12 protein-coding genes are annotated in these 14,324 nt (G+C 72.7%); 3 read left to right on the top strand and 9 right to left on the bottom strand.

Features of this window, described 5'->3' with window-relative positions; all coding sequences use genetic code 11:
* The first annotated feature begins 8 nt into the window (after positions 1-8).
* On the top strand, positions 9-320 hold the full coding sequence (locus tag AU196_RS22925) for a type VII secretion target (protein ID WP_059097363.1): 312 nt from the start codon (positions 9-11) through the stop codon (positions 318-320).
* Positions 321-325: 5 nt separating this feature from the next.
* Here the strand turns inward: AU196_RS22925 and AU196_RS22920 are convergent, their stop codons facing one another.
* From AU196_RS22920 to AU196_RS22885, 8 genes are all read right to left on the bottom strand, one after another.
* On the bottom strand, positions 326-646 hold the full coding sequence (locus AU196_RS22920) for a YbaB/EbfC family nucleoid-associated protein (RefSeq protein ID WP_059097400.1): 321 nt from the start codon (positions 644-646) through the stop codon (positions 326-328).
* A gap of 8 nt (positions 647-654) precedes the next feature.
* Positions 655-2,259 (bottom strand): PPE domain-containing protein, encoded by a 1,605-nt coding sequence (locus AU196_RS22915; RefSeq protein WP_059097362.1) that lies wholly within the window; start codon positions 2,257-2,259, stop codon positions 655-657.
* A 50-nt stretch (positions 2,260-2,309) separates the two neighbouring features.
* Positions 2,310-3,707, bottom strand: coding sequence for a type VII secretion protein EccE (eccE, locus tag AU196_RS22910; protein ID WP_059097361.1), 1,398 nt, complete (start codon positions 3,705-3,707; stop codon positions 2,310-2,312).
* Entirely contained in the window at positions 3,704-5,050 is a 1,347-nt protein-coding gene (mycP, locus tag AU196_RS22905) for a type VII secretion-associated serine protease mycosin (RefSeq protein ID WP_059097399.1), read from the bottom strand. The genes eccE and mycP overlap by 4 nt, the downstream gene beginning before the upstream one ends.
* Before the next feature lie 189 nt (positions 5,051-5,239).
* Positions 5,240-5,497: an HPr family phosphocarrier protein gene (locus tag AU196_RS22900; RefSeq protein ID WP_059097360.1), complete on the bottom strand. Its 258-nt coding sequence runs from the start codon at positions 5,495-5,497 to the stop codon at positions 5,240-5,242.
* A 29-nt stretch (positions 5,498-5,526) separates the two neighbouring features.
* On the bottom strand, positions 5,527-7,563 hold the full coding sequence (locus AU196_RS22895) for a PTS fructose transporter subunit IIABC (RefSeq protein WP_059097359.1): 2,037 nt from the start codon (positions 7,561-7,563) through the stop codon (positions 5,527-5,529).
* Positions 7,564-7,585: 22 nt separating this feature from the next.
* A complete protein-coding gene (locus AU196_RS22890) occupies positions 7,586-8,563 on the bottom strand; it encodes a 1-phosphofructokinase family hexose kinase (protein ID WP_059097358.1) in 978 nt (325 codons plus the stop codon).
* The gene (locus AU196_RS22885; protein ID WP_059097357.1) at positions 8,560-9,327 is read right to left on the bottom strand and encodes a DeoR/GlpR family DNA-binding transcription regulator; all 768 of its coding nucleotides are present in this window, start codon (positions 9,325-9,327) and stop codon (positions 8,560-8,562) included. Before AU196_RS22885 ends, AU196_RS22890 begins: the two co-directional genes overlap by 4 nt.
* A 42-nt stretch (positions 9,328-9,369) precedes the next feature.
* Here AU196_RS22885 and AU196_RS22880 point away from each other — a divergent pair, with 42 nt between their 5' ends.
* Together AU196_RS22880 and AU196_RS22875 are read left to right on the top strand one after the other, a co-directional pair.
* A complete protein-coding gene (locus AU196_RS22880; protein WP_059097356.1) occupies positions 9,370-11,145 on the top strand; it encodes a phosphoenolpyruvate--protein phosphotransferase in 1,776 nt (591 codons plus the stop codon).
* A 45-nt stretch (positions 11,146-11,190) separates the two neighbouring features.
* A complete protein-coding gene (locus AU196_RS22875) occupies positions 11,191-12,165 on the top strand; it encodes a pirin family protein (RefSeq protein ID WP_059097355.1) in 975 nt (324 codons plus the stop codon).
* A gap of 2 nt (positions 12,166-12,167) precedes the next feature.
* Here the strand turns inward: AU196_RS22875 and AU196_RS22870 are convergent, their stop codons facing one another.
* A complete protein-coding gene (locus tag AU196_RS22870; RefSeq protein ID WP_059097354.1) occupies positions 12,168-14,321 on the bottom strand; it encodes an FUSC family protein in 2,154 nt (717 codons plus the stop codon).
* Positions 14,322-14,324 lie beyond the last annotated feature (3 nt).

The raw sequence follows: 14,324 nt of genomic DNA, 5'->3' as shown, positions 1-14,324 counted from the left end.
AGGGATCGATGAGCAGCGTTGTGCTGCAGGTGAATCCGCCCGCACTGACCGGTGCCGCGACGGCCTTCGCACAGGCCGCGGCCGGGATCGCGGGCCTGCGGGCCGATGCGCCACTGGGCGAGGCGGCGAACGCGGCGGTGGCGCTGCAGACCGCGGCGGCCTGCCGGCGGGCGCAGTCCGGCATCGGTGCGCTGACGGCCGCGGCGGCGGGCGGGGCGGACGAGTACGGCCGCACCCTGCGCAGCGCCGCCGCGCGCTACGAGGCAGGCGACCGGGCGGCACGCGACGCCATCGCCGGCGTCGTGCTACCCGGCGACTGACCCGCTCAGGTCTTCCACGACTCGGTCAGCTCGGCGACCTGGGCGTCGATTCGCTCGCGGTCGGCGTCGATCGCGGCAGACGCCGCCTCGGTGGCGTTCTGCAGCGCCTCGTTCAACCGGTGCTCGACGACATGCACACCCTGGCGTAGCAGACCCTCCTCCAGGTGCACGCCGGTCAACTGCTGATGGCCGTCGAGCGTCACCTCGACGGTCTCGGTCTCGTCGCACGCGGTGAACGTCTGGTGCTTCATCTTGTGCAGCTGCTCGTCCATGATCGACTGCAACTGCTGCGCCTGCGCCAACACCGCCGCCACCTGGGGGTGCATCTCGCCGGTCACTGCGGATCCTTCCGATCCCTCGGCGGCTTGGGCTGATAGCCGATGACGGATTCGGTGAACGGCCGATCCTCGACGTAGAGGTCCTCGTCGGGCGAAAGTCCGGGTGTGCGCTTCCTCTCCCCACCGCCCTGACCGCGGCCGGCGCCGTGGCCGCCCATCGGCATACCGCCCATACCGCCCATCGCTCCCATGGCACCGGCCGGCCCGGCCGCGGCGGCCCCGCCACCACGGCCCGCGCCTGCCGGACCGGGTGCGACGGTCTCCGCACCGACGGCGGGCTGCAGCGGAGAGGGCGGGACCCCGCCGCCTGCTCCGCCACCCGCGCCACCGCCGGCGCCGCCACCGCCGGCGGCGGCCGGCTTCAGTGCCGGATCCTCGAGTGGGGGCAGCCCTTCCGGCCCGCCGGTGGGAAGCCCGCCGGGCAGGCCACCCGGCAGGCCACCGCCGGAGGGTGCGCCACCACCGGCCGGGGCACCGCCGCCACCGGAGGGTGCCCCGCCTCCCGCGGAGGGTGAGCCGCCACCGGACTGCGCGGCTGCGGGCTGCGGTGAGCCCTGTCCGCCCGGTGCGCCGGCGCCCGTCGCGGCCGCCCGCTGCGCCCCGGCTTGGCCGCCGGGTTGACCGTCGCCGGGGTGTCCGCCGCGCGCGCCACCCGGTGTGCCCTCGCCCGCTGGGTTGCCCTTACCTTGGCGTGGGTCGCCGTTACTGCTGATCGGAGGCACCGGCGCCGCTCCCTGCGGCGGGTCGACGACCGCGGGCAGGCTCTTGCCCGCGACGTCGGCGCTGTAACTCGTCCGGACCTCCTCGGACTTTCGCTGCAGCGCAAGGTAATCCGTCATCGCCGCCGCGAGCGCGTTCTTGTCGCCCGCCTGGCCGGCCTGCGCCACCCGGGCCTCGACCGCCTCGACCTCGGCGACCGTCGGATGCTGACCCGCCCACCTGTCGTGGGCGTCGGCCATGTCGATGGCCTCGTCGCCGAGGAACTGGTAACTCTCGGCCAGCTTCTCCAGCCACTCCTTGTGCTGACGGACCGCGTCACCGGCCTTCTCCGCAGAGGTGCCCTCCCAGTTGACGCCCTCGAGGTTGAAGGACGCGGCCCTCTCGCGGAGTGTGCCGGCGAACTTCTTGGCCTGCTCGCCGTACGTCCGCATCGGGCCCGAGTTCCCGGAGTGGATGATCTGCGCGGCCGCCTTGACGTCCAAGAAGCCCGCGTCGGTCTGGCCGCCCGGCATGGCGGGCACGGTGGAGGGAAACTCGACCGCCGGGACCGACGGCGGCAGGGTCGGGTTGACCGCGACGGGTGCCACCGAGCGCGGACCGCCGGGGTACTCGAGTGCCTGGGCGGCGCGGTTGTCGATCTGCTGGTAGACGTCGGCCGCCTCGGACAGCACCGCGGCGAGCCGTTCGGCTTCGCGGTTCCCGGCGATCAGATGGCTGCGCAGAGTGTCCGAACCCGCCGCGATGCCCGCCGCCGACGCGGTGACGAACGGGAGCCCGCACGGCGGCGTGGGGCGCTGCGATTCGTCGAGGATCTCCTCGTCCAGCGCGGTCGCACGCGCCCGCAGATCCGCCGGCTCGACTCGGACTTCGTCGCCCGCCATGTCTTCCTCCTCAGGTCACCGCGGCATCTCGGCGGCCGGCACCCGGTCGGTCACTGCTCGAGGGCCATCTGGTAGCGGCTTTCCTCGCGCGGGTTGATCAACCGGATGGGCAGCTGCCGATGCCTCGGGGTGTCGATGAAGTTGTGTCGCAGGATGACTCGGCCGACGCCGGGGTGTGGACTCAGATAGGTGGTGGCGTTCGGCCACGACAGTTTGGCCTCCTGGCCGATCCGTCCGTTGACGAAGCCGGCGAACTCGCCGAACTGGGGCCCCAGCGTCACCACCGCGCCCGCCGCCGCCGACCGGACCACGAACTGGGTGAACAGCCGCGCGTCGCCGAGGTTGATGCTGACGTCGACGTCGTCGAACGGCATGTACACCGGATACCGGTCGGCGGTCTCGCCGATGAGGATCCCCGCCGATCCGATCGGCAGCTCGTAGTGCTTGTCCGTCACCGGGCTGATGCCCTGCAGGGCGGCGCGCTGGCCGCCGAACAGACACGAGAACCCGCGTGGCGTCGACGGATTCGCCAACGTCGTCAGCAACACGGTGGTCGTCGGGGCGGTGCCGGGGCGGATCCGCATCCGGGTGATGGTGTGGTCGGCGCGCGCCGACCACCATACGTCCGGTCCGCCGGGCGCACTGTAGGCCGCGGTGAAGGTGCTGCGGCCCTTGATCGCCGACCAGGTCTCCCGCTCGAAGCTGACCTCGGTCGCCCGGTCGAAGTCGTCGAAGCTGCGGCTGGGGCGGGCGTCGATCCCGTTGCCGGCCAACTGATCCGCCAGCCGGGTCGTCGAGGCCACCAGATACCGCGCCAGCCCCGCCACCCCGGTGTCGCGGCGCTGTGCGGGTTTGCGGGTCAGCTCGGGGTCCGCCCGCAGCACGATCCAGGTCCGGCGGCTCGCGGGCGCCGGATACGGTCCGACGACCTGTTCGTACAGCGCCACCAGGCTGGCCGGCGCCGTCTTGCCGACCCGGTATCCCGCCGCCACCACGTCGGCTTCCAGTTCCGGGCAGTGCGCGGCGATCAGCTTCTCGACCAGCGCACTGTCGAGTACGTCGTCGGTGAAGGACTGCCCGTTGACCACCACGGTCGGGGTGAACGGCCGTGGCACGAGTTCGATCGCCGACATCAGGTGGTCGCCCTGCCAGCGCACGGCGACGTGGTCGCCGGGCATGACCGTCGCACCCACCGCGGGCTCCGACGGGGCGCGCGGGGTGCTGCGGTGTCTGCGTCGCCACGAGAACAGCGCCGCCACCCAGCCCGTCAGCCGGCGTCCGCGGATCGTCACGACCGCGATCAGCGCGATCAACACGGACACCGCGACACCGACCCACAGCAGGTTCATCGGGATGAAGAGCGCGACGCAGGCCGGGATCAACACTGCAGCCCAGATCAGGTGGCCGGTGGTCAGGCGCAGCCCGAACTGCGCGAGGAACGATCTCATCGGCGCCTCAACGCCCGCCGGGTCAGCGCGGCGATGCCGAGGACCAGGGCCAGACCCGCGCCGATCACGACGACCCAGGTGATCGGCCCGCGGTCGGGCGGCGGGACGTACACCGGGGGCGGTAGCTGCTTGACGCGGTAGGGGATGTCGGTGGGTCCCTCGGGGACCTCCCACGTCAGCGCGGCCACCGGGTCGATCACGCCCGCCCCGACGTAGTTGTCGACGCCGCCGCCGGGGTGACGGGCGGTGGCGGTGATGCGGTTCATGATCTGTGCCGGGGTCAGGGCGGGGAAACGCTGCTTGAGCAGCGCGGCCAGCCCGGAGACGTACGCCGCCGAGAACGACGTGCCACCGATCGGGATGGGCCCGTCCTGACCCTGCAGCGCGTTGACGGGCTGACCGTCGTAGCCGAGCGCGGTGATGTTCGCGCCGGGGGCGGCCGCGCCCACCCAGGGGCCGGACATCGAGAAGTTGCTGGGCTGACCGTTGTCGTTGATGCTGCCTACGGTCAGCACCAGCGGCGAGTACCAGGCCGGGCTGACGACGGTCTGCACCTGCTGCCAGCCGCGCGGATCGGCCGGGATCGCCGGGTCCGGCGGCGGGTTCTGGGTGCAGTCCTGCCCGGTGTTGCCCGCCGCGACGACGACCACCGCGTTCTTCACGTTGACGGCGTAGTTGATCGCCGCGCCCAACCCGGTCTCGTCGATGGGGCGGGTGATCTTGTAGCAGGCGGCTTCGCTGATGTTGATCACCTGCGCGCCCAGGTTCGCGGCGTGCACGACGGCACGGGCGAGGCTGCGCAGCGATCCCGCGGTCTGCGTGGTGTTGGGGTCGTTGGGATCCTGGCGTGCGCCGACCGGCTGGAACGCCTCCGAGGTCTGGCGCAGCGACAGGACGCGGGCGTCCGGGGCGACCCCGATGAACCCGTCGGTCGGCGATCCACGTCCGGCGATGATCGACGCCGTCAGCGTCCCGTGCGAATCGCAGTCCGACATGCCGTTGCCGGCCTGGTCGACGAAGTCCCCGCCCGGTTCGGCGGGCACGCGCGGTGAACCGTTCACACCGGTGTCGATCACGGCGACGGTGACGCCGGCGCCGGTCGCGAACTTCTGGGCCTCGGCCAGTTGGAGATAGTCGTTCGGCCAGGGCTTGTCGGCAAAGGTCGAGTTCGGCAGCACGGTCGGGGCCGAACACACCCGGCGCTGCTCCGTCGGCGAATCGGGTCCGGTCTGGTCGGGCGGCAGCGCCGCGGGGTCGATGCTCGGTGGTTCGACGGCCCCCCCAGCCGGCGCGCTGACCAGCGCCAACAGCAGGGCCACGAGGATTACGCACACCCGCTGCACCGTGCTCAGCACCCCCCGTGTCGACCCGCCGACGGCTTCGCGCCTCAGTGTAGACAGCAAACCCGGAACCGCCTCGCGGGCGGCCCCTCCCATCACGCCGCGCGGACCGGTCGAATGCACGGAGCAATCCTAAGGGCACCGCGAGGGGGGTAGCTGCGGTTTCTTGTCGGAGGAACTACGGGTGGGAGATCAGGCGTCGAGGTCCTGTTCGACGAGCCCGGCGACGGTGTCGAGCGCGGCCGCATCGTCGGACTCCACGGTGACCTCGGCGCCGTTTCCCGCACCCAGCGTCATGATCATCAGGGCGGACCCGGCGTCGACGGGCTCACCACCGGCGACCGAGAGCGTGACCGGGACGCCTGCGGTGACGACGGCTTCGGCGATGATCGCGGCGGGGCGGGCGTGCAGGCCGATGGCCGAGCCGACGGTGACGGTTCGTGCGGGCATGGTGGAGATCTCCTTCTTCTTGGGTGGGGTCAGGCGTTGGCGAGTGCGGGAACGGTGTCCGCGGACGTTTCGGGTTTGGCGAACTGTTTGGCGGCGACGACCGCGGCGGCGCCTGCCGCCGTGCCCACCGCGAGCGCGACCAGGAACCACACCAGGTTGCCGATCGCGAAGAACACGAAGATCCCGCCGTGCGGCGCCTTGGACGTGACGTCGAAGGCCATCACCATCGCCCCGGTGATCGCACCGCCGAACATCATCGACGGGATGACCCGCAGCGGGTCGGCCGCCGCGAAGGGGATCGCGCCTTCGGAGATGAACGACGCCCCGAGTAGCCAAGCGGCCCTGCCGTTCTCGCGTTCCGGTTCGGTGAACAGGCCGGGCCGCACGGTCGAGGCGAGCGCCATCGCCAGCGGCGGGACCATCCCGGCGGCCATCACCGCCGCCATGATCCGCAGCGAGGCCGGGTCGGCGACGTTGAGCCCGGTGGTCGCGAACGCGTAGGCCGCCTTGTTCACCGGGCCGCCGAGGTCGAAGCACATCATCAGGCCGAGGATGACCCCGAGCACGATCACCGAACTGCCGGACAACCCGTTGAGCCAGTCGGTCAGGCTGGAGGTGAGCCAGGCCAGCGGGCGGCCGAGCAGCAGGAACATCAGCAGGCCGACGACCATCGACGCGAACAGCGGGATGATCACCACCGGCATCAGCCCGCGGGCCCACTGCGGGACGCCGATGCGGCTGATCCACAGCGCGGCGAAGCCGGCGATCAGGCCGCCGACGATGCCGCCGATGAAACCGGCGCCCACCGTCGTGGCGATGTAACCGGCCACGAATCCCGGTGCGATACCCGGCCGATCGGCGATCGCGAACGCGATGTAACCGGCCAGCGCGGGCACCAGGAAGAAGAACGCGAGGTTGCCGATCGTGAACAGCACCGCGCCGAGGTACTGGATCAGCCCGCCCGGCGGCAGGTCGGTCAGCGAGTTCGTGGTGGCGATGATCTTGCCGAGCGAATCCGTCTCGCCGTCAGGGGTATTGGCGATGTCGTACCCCGCGAACAGGAAGCCCAGCGCGATCAGCAGACCGCCCGCGGCGACGAACGGGATCATGTAGCTCACACCGGTCAACAGGATCTGCCGGGTGCGGGTGCCCCAGCCGACGTCACCCGAGGCGGCGGCGGCCGCCGGTGCGCCCGCGGCGACGCCCTCGACGCGGGCCGCGTTCGGATCGTCGGCGGCGGCCAGCGCCTCGGCGACCATCTTGTCGGGTTCGTTGATCGCCCGTTTGACCCCGGAGGCGACGACGGGTTTGCCCGCGAAGCGCTGCCGGTCCTTGACCCCGACGTCGGTGGCGAACAGGACCGCGTCCGCCGCGGCGATCGTCGCCGCCGACAGCGGTGTGCTGCCCGAGGACCCCTGGGTCTCCACCTGCAGCGTGACGCCGGCCTTCTCGGCGGCGGCCACCAGGGAGTCGGCCGCCATGTAGGTGTGCGCGATCCCCGTGGGGCAGGCGGTCACCGCGACCAGGGTCCGCTGCCGCGCCGGTTCGGGTTCGGGTTCCGGTTTCGGCTGCGCGGTGGGCGTCGGTGCCGCGGCCGGTTGCGGATTCACCACACCCTCGACCAGCGAGACGGCCTCGTCGGGGGTGCCCGCCGCCCGCAGCGAGGCGACGAAGTCCTTGCGCACCAGGGCGCGGGCGAGGCTCGACAGCAGTTTCATGTGCTCGGCGCCGCCGGATTCCGGCGCGGCGATCAGGAACACGAGGTCGGCCGGACCGTCAGGAGCGCCGAAGTCGACGCCGGGCGCCAGCCGGGCGAATCCGATGGTGGGCGTGTCGACGTACGGCGAGCGGCAGTGCGGGATCGCGATCCCGCCGGGCAGGCCGGTCGCCGACTGTCCCTCGCGGGCCAGCGCGGCCGAGACCAGGCCGTCGGTGTCGCTGGTGCGCCCGGCGTCGGCGAGCCGGGTGACGAGGCGCCCGATCACGGCTTCCTTGTCTGCGCCGGCGTCGACGTCGAGCAGCACGAGATCGGTGGTGATGATCGGCGATGCGGTGGGACTGGACATCACTGGCTCTTTCGGTCGGGTGTCAGGAGCTGGCGGGGGTCGGGGCGATGGCGCTGACGGAAACGCCGTCGAGATCGAGCTGGGCAGGTGCGGGGAGTGCGGAGCCGGGCAGAGCCGCGGCGGCGCTGCCGTAGGCGACGGCCATGCGCAAGCGGTGGGGGGCCTCGGCACCGCCCACGGCCGCGCGGACGTAGCCGGCCAAGGACGAGTCGCCGGCTCCGACGGTGCTGCGCGGGACGATAGGCGGGGGTGTCGCCGTCCACGCGCCGGTCCGGTCGACGAGGACGGCGCCCGCCGCGCCCAGCGTGGCGAGCACGGTACCGACCCCGCGGTCGACGAGTTGGCGGGCGGCGGCCGCGACCGGCCCCGGATCACCCTGCGCGGCAGCGCTTTCCAACACCTCGGCGGATGCGCCCACGAGGCCGGCCAGCTCCTCGGCATTCGGTTTGACGACATCGGGCGCCGCAGCGCCGAACCCTGCGGCCAGCGCGGCGAGCGGGCCTTCGGAGGTGTCGACGGCGACCCGGCAGGGCAGGGGGGCCAGCCGCGCGACCACCTCGGCGTACCAGTCGTCGGGCAGGCCGGGCGGCAGCGAGCCCGACAGCACCACCCAGGCGGCGCGCTCGGCGGCCGCGACGAGGCTTCGGGTCAACGCGTCGCGCGCGGCCGCGTCGAGCGTCGCGCCGCGCTCGTTGAGTTTCGTCGTGGTGCCGTCGGGTTCGGTGATGGCCAGGTTGGTGCGGACCGGTTCGGCGATCGGCACGCAGCGGAACTGCACACCGGTCGCGCGCAGTGCGGTGACGATCGGGTCGCCGTCGGCGGCGGGCAGCAGGGCGACGGCCTCCACGCCCGCGAGGGTCAGCGCGCGGGCGACGTTCACGCCCTTGCCGCCCGGCTCGCTGGTGACCGACGTGACCCGCTGCACCGCGCCGCGGGTCAGCGGCGTGGGCAGCGCGACCGTGCGGTCGACGCTGGGGTTGGGGGTGACGGTGACGATCACGCGATCACCACCTCGACGCCGCGCTCGGTGAACTGCCTGCGGTAGTTGTCGCTGATCTCCCCGTCGGTGACCAGGGTGTCGACGCTGCTGAGCGACGCGAAGCTGACGAACTCCTCGCGGCCGACCTTCGACGAATCGGCCGCCACCACCACGTAATTGGCGGCCTGCACCATCGCGCGTTTGACGGCGGCCTCCTCGCTGTCGGGGGTCGAGAGGCCGTGGCGCAGGCTGATGCCGTTGGTGCCGATGAACGCGACGTCGACGCGCATGCTGTCGAGAACCCGCAGGGTCTGCTCGCCGACGGCGGCCTGGGTCAGCCCGCGCACCCGGCCGCCGAGGAGTTGCAGCTCCACCATCGGCATGCCGGCCAGCCGGGCGGCGATCGGCACGGAGTTCGTGACGACGACGAGCTCACGTTCGGCGGGCAGCTGGGCGGCGATCCGCGCGGTCGTCGTGCCGGCATCGAGCAGCACGCTGGCGCCGCCGACGGGCAGGCAGTCGAGGGCCGCCGCGGCGATGGCGTCCTTGTAGCCGGCCCGCGTCGCGTCCCGCTCCGCGACGTCGGCCTCGACGAGGTGCAACGCCCGTGCGGGCACCGCACCGCCGTGGACCCGGCGCAGCAGCCCGGCGCGGTCGAGGGCCGCCAGATCACGCCGGACGGTCTCGGTGGTGACGTCGTAGGCCTCGGCCAGCTCCGCCACCGAGGCGCGCCCTCTCTGCATCACCAGAGAGGCGATGGCCTGCTGCCGTTCTTCGGCGTACATGATGCTCCGTATGTGTGGGAAACAACCCCAATGCAGTTGGTTATGTTTTGTTTTACCCCCGTTCGTGTTGACTTGTCAATGGTTTTGAGTAACCTGGTTCACATGACCGCTTCATCAGCGCCCACGTCACACGGGTCCGCGGACACGGTCGGCGCGCCGGCCGGCACCGTGCTGCGCGGCGTCCCGGTGGTGCCCGGGGTCCAGTACGCCCCGGTGATCCGCCCCGGTCGGCTGCCCGTCGTCGACGACACCGCCACCGACCTCGCGGAGTCCGACCGACCGGCCGAGGCCGCCCGGTTCAGCGCCGCGGCCACCGCCGTCGCCACCCGTCTGCGGGACCGCGCCGCGCACGCGACCGGCGCGGCCTCCGAGGTGCTCGCCGCCACCGCGACGCTCGCACAGGACCGGGCGTGGTTGGGCGCCGCGGAGAAACGCATCGCCGCCGGCACCCCGGCCGTCCGCGCGGTCCGCGAGGCCGTCGCGCAGTTCGTCGACCTGTTCACGAAGATGGGTGGGCTGATGGCGGAGCGGGTCACCGACCTGCAGGACATCCGCGACCGCGTCGTGGCCGAGCTCAGCGGGCTGCCCGAACCCGGTGTCCCGCTGCCGAAGGTCGCGTCGATCCTGTGCGCCGAGGATCTCGCGCCCGCCGACACCGCGGGTCTCGACCCGACGCTCGTCGTCGCGCTGGCGACCACGCTGGGTGGCCCGACCAGCCACACCGCCATCATCGCCCGTCAGCTCGGCATCCCGTGCGTGGTCGCCGTCGACGGCCTCGATGCGGTGCCCGCCGGGTCGCTCGTGCTGGTCGACGGCACGGCCGGCACGGTGACCGTCGGCCCCGACGAGGTGGCCGCAGCCGAAGCGGTCGCCACGGCCCGTCGCGAGGCCGAGCGCGCCGCGCACTGGACCGGGCCAGGGGCGACCGCCGACGGGCATCCGGTCGCGATCCTGGCCAATGTGCAGGACGGCGCCGCGGCGCGGTCGGCCCGCGAGACCCCGGCCGAGGGCGTGGGCCTGTTCCGCACCGAACTGTGTTTCCTCAACCGCGACACCGAGCCGACCGTCGACGAGCAGGCCGCGATCTACGGTGAGGTGCTCGACGCGTTCGCCGGGCACAAGGTCGTGGTCCGCACGCTCGACGCCGGGTCGGACAAACCGCTCAGATTCGCCGGACACCACGACGAGGCGAACCCGGCGCTCGGCGTCCGGGGCATCCGCATCGCGCACGGCAACCCGGGCCTCCTCGAGCGCCAGCTCGCAGGCATCGCGGCCGCGGCGGAGCGGACCGGCAACAAGCCTTGGGTGATGGCGCCGATGATCGCGACCGCCGAGGAGGCGCGGGACTTCGCCGCGGCCGTCCGCCGCCACGGGCTGACGCCCGGGGTGATGATCGAGGTGCCCGCCGCCGCCCTGCTGGCCGACCGCATCCTCGAACACGTCGACTTCCTGTCGATCGGCACGAACGACCTCGCCCAGTACACGATGGCCGCCGACCGGATGTCCGCCGACCTGGCCGCGCTCACCGACCCGTGGCAGCCGGCCGTGCTCGCGCTCGTCGCGATGGCCGTTCGGGCGGGCGCCGCGGCGGGCAAGCCCGTCGGCGTGTGCGGTGAAGCCGCGGCCGACCCGACGCTCGCCTGTGTCCTGGCCGGTCTCGGGGTGACGTCGCTGTCCGCGGCGGCCGCGGCGGTGCCCGGCGTGGGAGCCAGACTCGCCCGGGTCACCCTGCAGCAGTGTCGCGACGCGGCCGAGGCCGTGCTGACCACCGCGACCGCCGCCGAGGCGCGCGCCGCCGCGCTCGGCGCGCTGTCCTGATCGCTGCCGAGGAATGATTCGGACCGCGGTCCGGTTGTACGCGACATGCCTGCCATCACCGCCGACACCCTGACTCTGCCCCGCCTGACGTCACCTGCTCCCGCCGACACCGAGCGCCCCGTCCGCTCGATCACCACCGGTCCCCGCGGCTACGAGGGCGAGGGTTTCCCCGTCGTCCGCGCGTTCGCCGGTGTCAGCGCCGCCGACCTCGACCCCTTCATCCACATGGACCAGATGGGCGAGGTGGAATACGAGCCGGGTGAACCCCGCGGCACCGACTGGCACCCGCACCGCGGCTTCGAGACCGTCACCTACATGATCGACGGCCGCTTCGCGCACCAGGACTCCCATGGCGGGGGCGGGTTGATCACCGACGGCGCCACCCAGTGGATGACGGCCGGTTCCGGCATCCTGCACATCGAGACCCCGCCGGCCGAACTCGTCGAGAGCGGCGGGCTGTTCCACGGCATCCAGCTGTGGGTGAACCTGCCGCGCCGCGACAAGTTCGCCGCGCCGCGGTATCAGGCCATCGAGGGCGCCCAGGTCGGTCTGGTGGCGTCCGAGGACGGCGGCGCACTGGTCCGGATCATCGCCGGCGAGATCGACGGAAGGCAGGGGCCCGGTGCGACGCACACGCCGATCACGATGGCGCACGCGACCGTGGAACCCGGTGCGCGGCTCAACATTCCGTGGAACCGGGACTTCAACGCGCTGATGTACGTGCTGTCCGGACGCGGTACGGTCGGACCGGTCGGCCATCCGATCCAGCAGGGTCAGCTCGCGGTGTTCGGCCCCGGTGACCGGCTGAGCGTCGCGGCCGCCCCCGCCCAGGACTCCCACCGCCCCGCCCTCGAGGTGCTGATCCTCGGCGGCAGGCCGATCCGGGAGCCGGTCTTCCACTACGGCCCGTTTGTGATGAACTCGAAGTCCGAGCTGATCCAGGCGGTCGAGGACTACCAGGCCGGCAGGTTCGGCTCCATCCCGCCGGACGCGCTGATGCCGCACACGGCCGGCCGCTGACGTCAGCGCGCGACGGTCAGCGGTTCGGCACGGGGATAGAGCAGCTCGAGTTCGCCCAGGTTCGCCGCCACGGTGACCAGCGGCAGCGCCGCGGAGACGGCCAGGTCGTCGTCACCGGCCTCGGGGCGCAGCGCCAGGGCGAAGTCGTCGCTGATCGGCGGCCTGCGGTCGGTGTCGGGTGCAGGCCCGACCAGCCGCAGGCAGACCAGCTCGGCATGGGCTTCGAGCACCCTGCGGGTCTGCGCGTACACGCCCAGCGGCGGCGGGACCACGTCGGCGATCAGTTCGGCGGCGGCACGCAACCGCACCGCCCGGTTCGCGGCCCGCACCACGGGCGCCCGCACGTCGGTCTTCCCGCCGTTCTCCGAAAGATATTGGCGTACCGCGTCATCGAGAGTCCGGGAGGCCTCCAGGGCGGCGTGGCTGAGCGCGGTCACGCGGTCCGCGGCCTGCTCCGACGAACCGCGGGTGACGCGCAGCACCGCCGCCCGCAACAACGCCGCACCCACCTCGCAGGCGTCGCGCACCGCGGCCGCGACCGTCGCCGACGCGCCGCGCGGCCACATGAGCAGTGAGACCGTCGCGCCCACCAGGGCGCCGAGCACCACGTCCTCCACCCGGATCAGCCCGACGGACCACCCCGTCGGCTGGATGACATTGAAGATGATGAGCACCATCATCGTGAACGCCGCCTGGCCCGCGATGAACGAGGCGATCTCGGGGACGTAGGCCGACCCGAACGCCACCACCGGCAGCAGCAGCCACATCACCGTCGGTTCGACGCCGACGACCTCGATGAGCGCCACCCCGAGCAGGAAGCCGATCGCGGTGCCCGCCACCGCGCGCAGCACCCGTGTCCCGGTGGTCAGCGCGCTGCTCCGGAGCACCGACATCGCGCCGAGCACCACCCAGAAGCCGTGCTCGACGGGGAACACCTGGGTGACCGTGACGGCCAGGGCCAACCCGAGGCCGGTGCGCAGGCTGTTGCGCAGGACGACCGCCCGGGTCGCGACGAAACCCTTCGTGATGGCCGCGACCGCGGTGGTCTCGGGCATCACCCAGTCCGCCGCGCCGGTGCGCGGAAGCCGCCGTCCCAGCACCCGCGCCCAGACCGGCCGGGCGTCGGCCAGCGCGGCGTTGCGGATGATCCGGCCGGTGACACCGACCGTCGCGGAGAACGTGCGACGCCCCAGCAGCGTGCGGGAGACCGCGGCGGCGGTGGCGTCGTCGGGCACCGCGAGGATCTGTTCGATGTCCTCGCGGTAGCGGCCGTGTGCGATCGACCGCAGTTCGTCCAGTGCGGCGTCCAGGTCGGCGTTGCGCGCCGCGCGCTCCTGCCGGTCGTGGGTCCGCAGGACGGCCGCGGAATCACGCAGCACGCGCACGATCGGCGGCTTCATGTCACCGAGCAGCGCCGCGGTGTCGTCGGTGACGCGGTCGGACAGCCAGCCGAGGTCGTCGACCACCCGGACCAGCGCACGGCTGCCCGCCGTCAGCGCGACGGGGCGGAAGTCGGCGTTGACGAAGTTCTCCCACAGCGCGTTCATCGCCCGGTGCACCTCTCGCGTCGATGCGTCGCCCTCCAGGCAGTCCGCCAGTGACCGGCACACCGTCGCCGCGTGGCGCCGCAGGTCGTCGTGATGGCGGGGCGGGAACAGGAACAGCGCGGCGGGCACACACACGGCCAGGGCGATGAGCCATCCGGTGAGCCGCTCGTCGATCGGGCCGGGCGCGGTGCACGCGGGAAGGACGAAGGTCATCAGCGTGGCGCGCTGCCCGGCGGCGATGACCTCGCTGAGCACACCGGAGAACGTCACCGCGACGCCGAGCACGAACATCAGCGCGACGCCGAGCCAGGGGTGGGGCGCGGTGAGGGTGCCCAGGGTGATGAGCACCGCGCCGTTGAACCCGAGCCCGGCGTACGCCAGCGCCCGCGCGGGCCGGTTCCCGGGGAAGTCGGCCAGGATCAGCAGCGCCACCGACCCGAAGATCGTGAACATCGGCGCCTGGGTACCGCCGGCCAGTGCGAAGCTCGCCGCCGCGGCCACCGGCAGCACGATGCCCGCCCGCGCCGCGCGGCGCAGCGCGTCGTGTTCGGGGTCGCGGCGCTCGATCCGCTCGGCCGCCCGGCGCCACAGGACGGCCGGGGTCAGCATGAC

The organism is Mycobacterium sp. IS-1742 (assembly GCF_001500125.1).
Taxonomy (GTDB): Bacteria; Actinomycetota; Actinomycetes; order Mycobacteriales; family Mycobacteriaceae; genus Mycobacterium.
This window is presented reverse-complemented; position numbering and strand designations above follow the sequence as displayed.

Coding starts and splice junctions, on each gene's coding strand:
- AU196_RS22925 (WP_059097363.1), top strand. CDS start 9: ATGAGCAGCGTTGTGCTGCAGGTGAATCCGCCCGCACTGACCGGTGCC.
- AU196_RS22920 (WP_059097400.1), bottom strand. CDS start 646: ATGCACCCCCAGGTGGCGGCGGTGTTGGCGCAGGCGCAGCAGTTGCAG.
- AU196_RS22915 (WP_059097362.1), bottom strand. CDS start 2,259: ATGGCGGGCGACGAAGTCCGAGTCGAGCCGGCGGATCTGCGGGCGCGT.
- eccE (WP_059097361.1), bottom strand. CDS start 3,707: ATGAGATCGTTCCTCGCGCAGTTCGGGCTGCGCCTGACCACCGGCCAC.
- AU196_RS22900 (WP_059097360.1), bottom strand. CDS start 5,497: ATGCCCGCACGAACCGTCACCGTCGGCTCGGCCATCGGCCTGCACGCC.
- AU196_RS22895 (WP_059097359.1), bottom strand. CDS start 7,563: ATGTCCAGTCCCACCGCATCGCCGATCATCACCACCGATCTCGTGCTG.
- AU196_RS22885 (WP_059097357.1), bottom strand. CDS start 9,327: ATGTACGCCGAAGAACGGCAGCAGGCCATCGCCTCTCTGGTGATGCAG.
- AU196_RS22880 (WP_059097356.1), top strand. CDS start 9,370: ATGTTTTGTTTTACCCCCGTTCGTGTTGACTTGTCAATGGTTTTGAGT.
- AU196_RS22875 (WP_059097355.1), top strand. CDS start 11,191: ATGCCTGCCATCACCGCCGACACCCTGACTCTGCCCCGCCTGACGTCA.
- AU196_RS22870 (WP_059097354.1), bottom strand. CDS start 14,321: ATGCTGACCCCGGCCGTCCTGTGGCGCCGGGCGGCCGAGCGGATCGAG.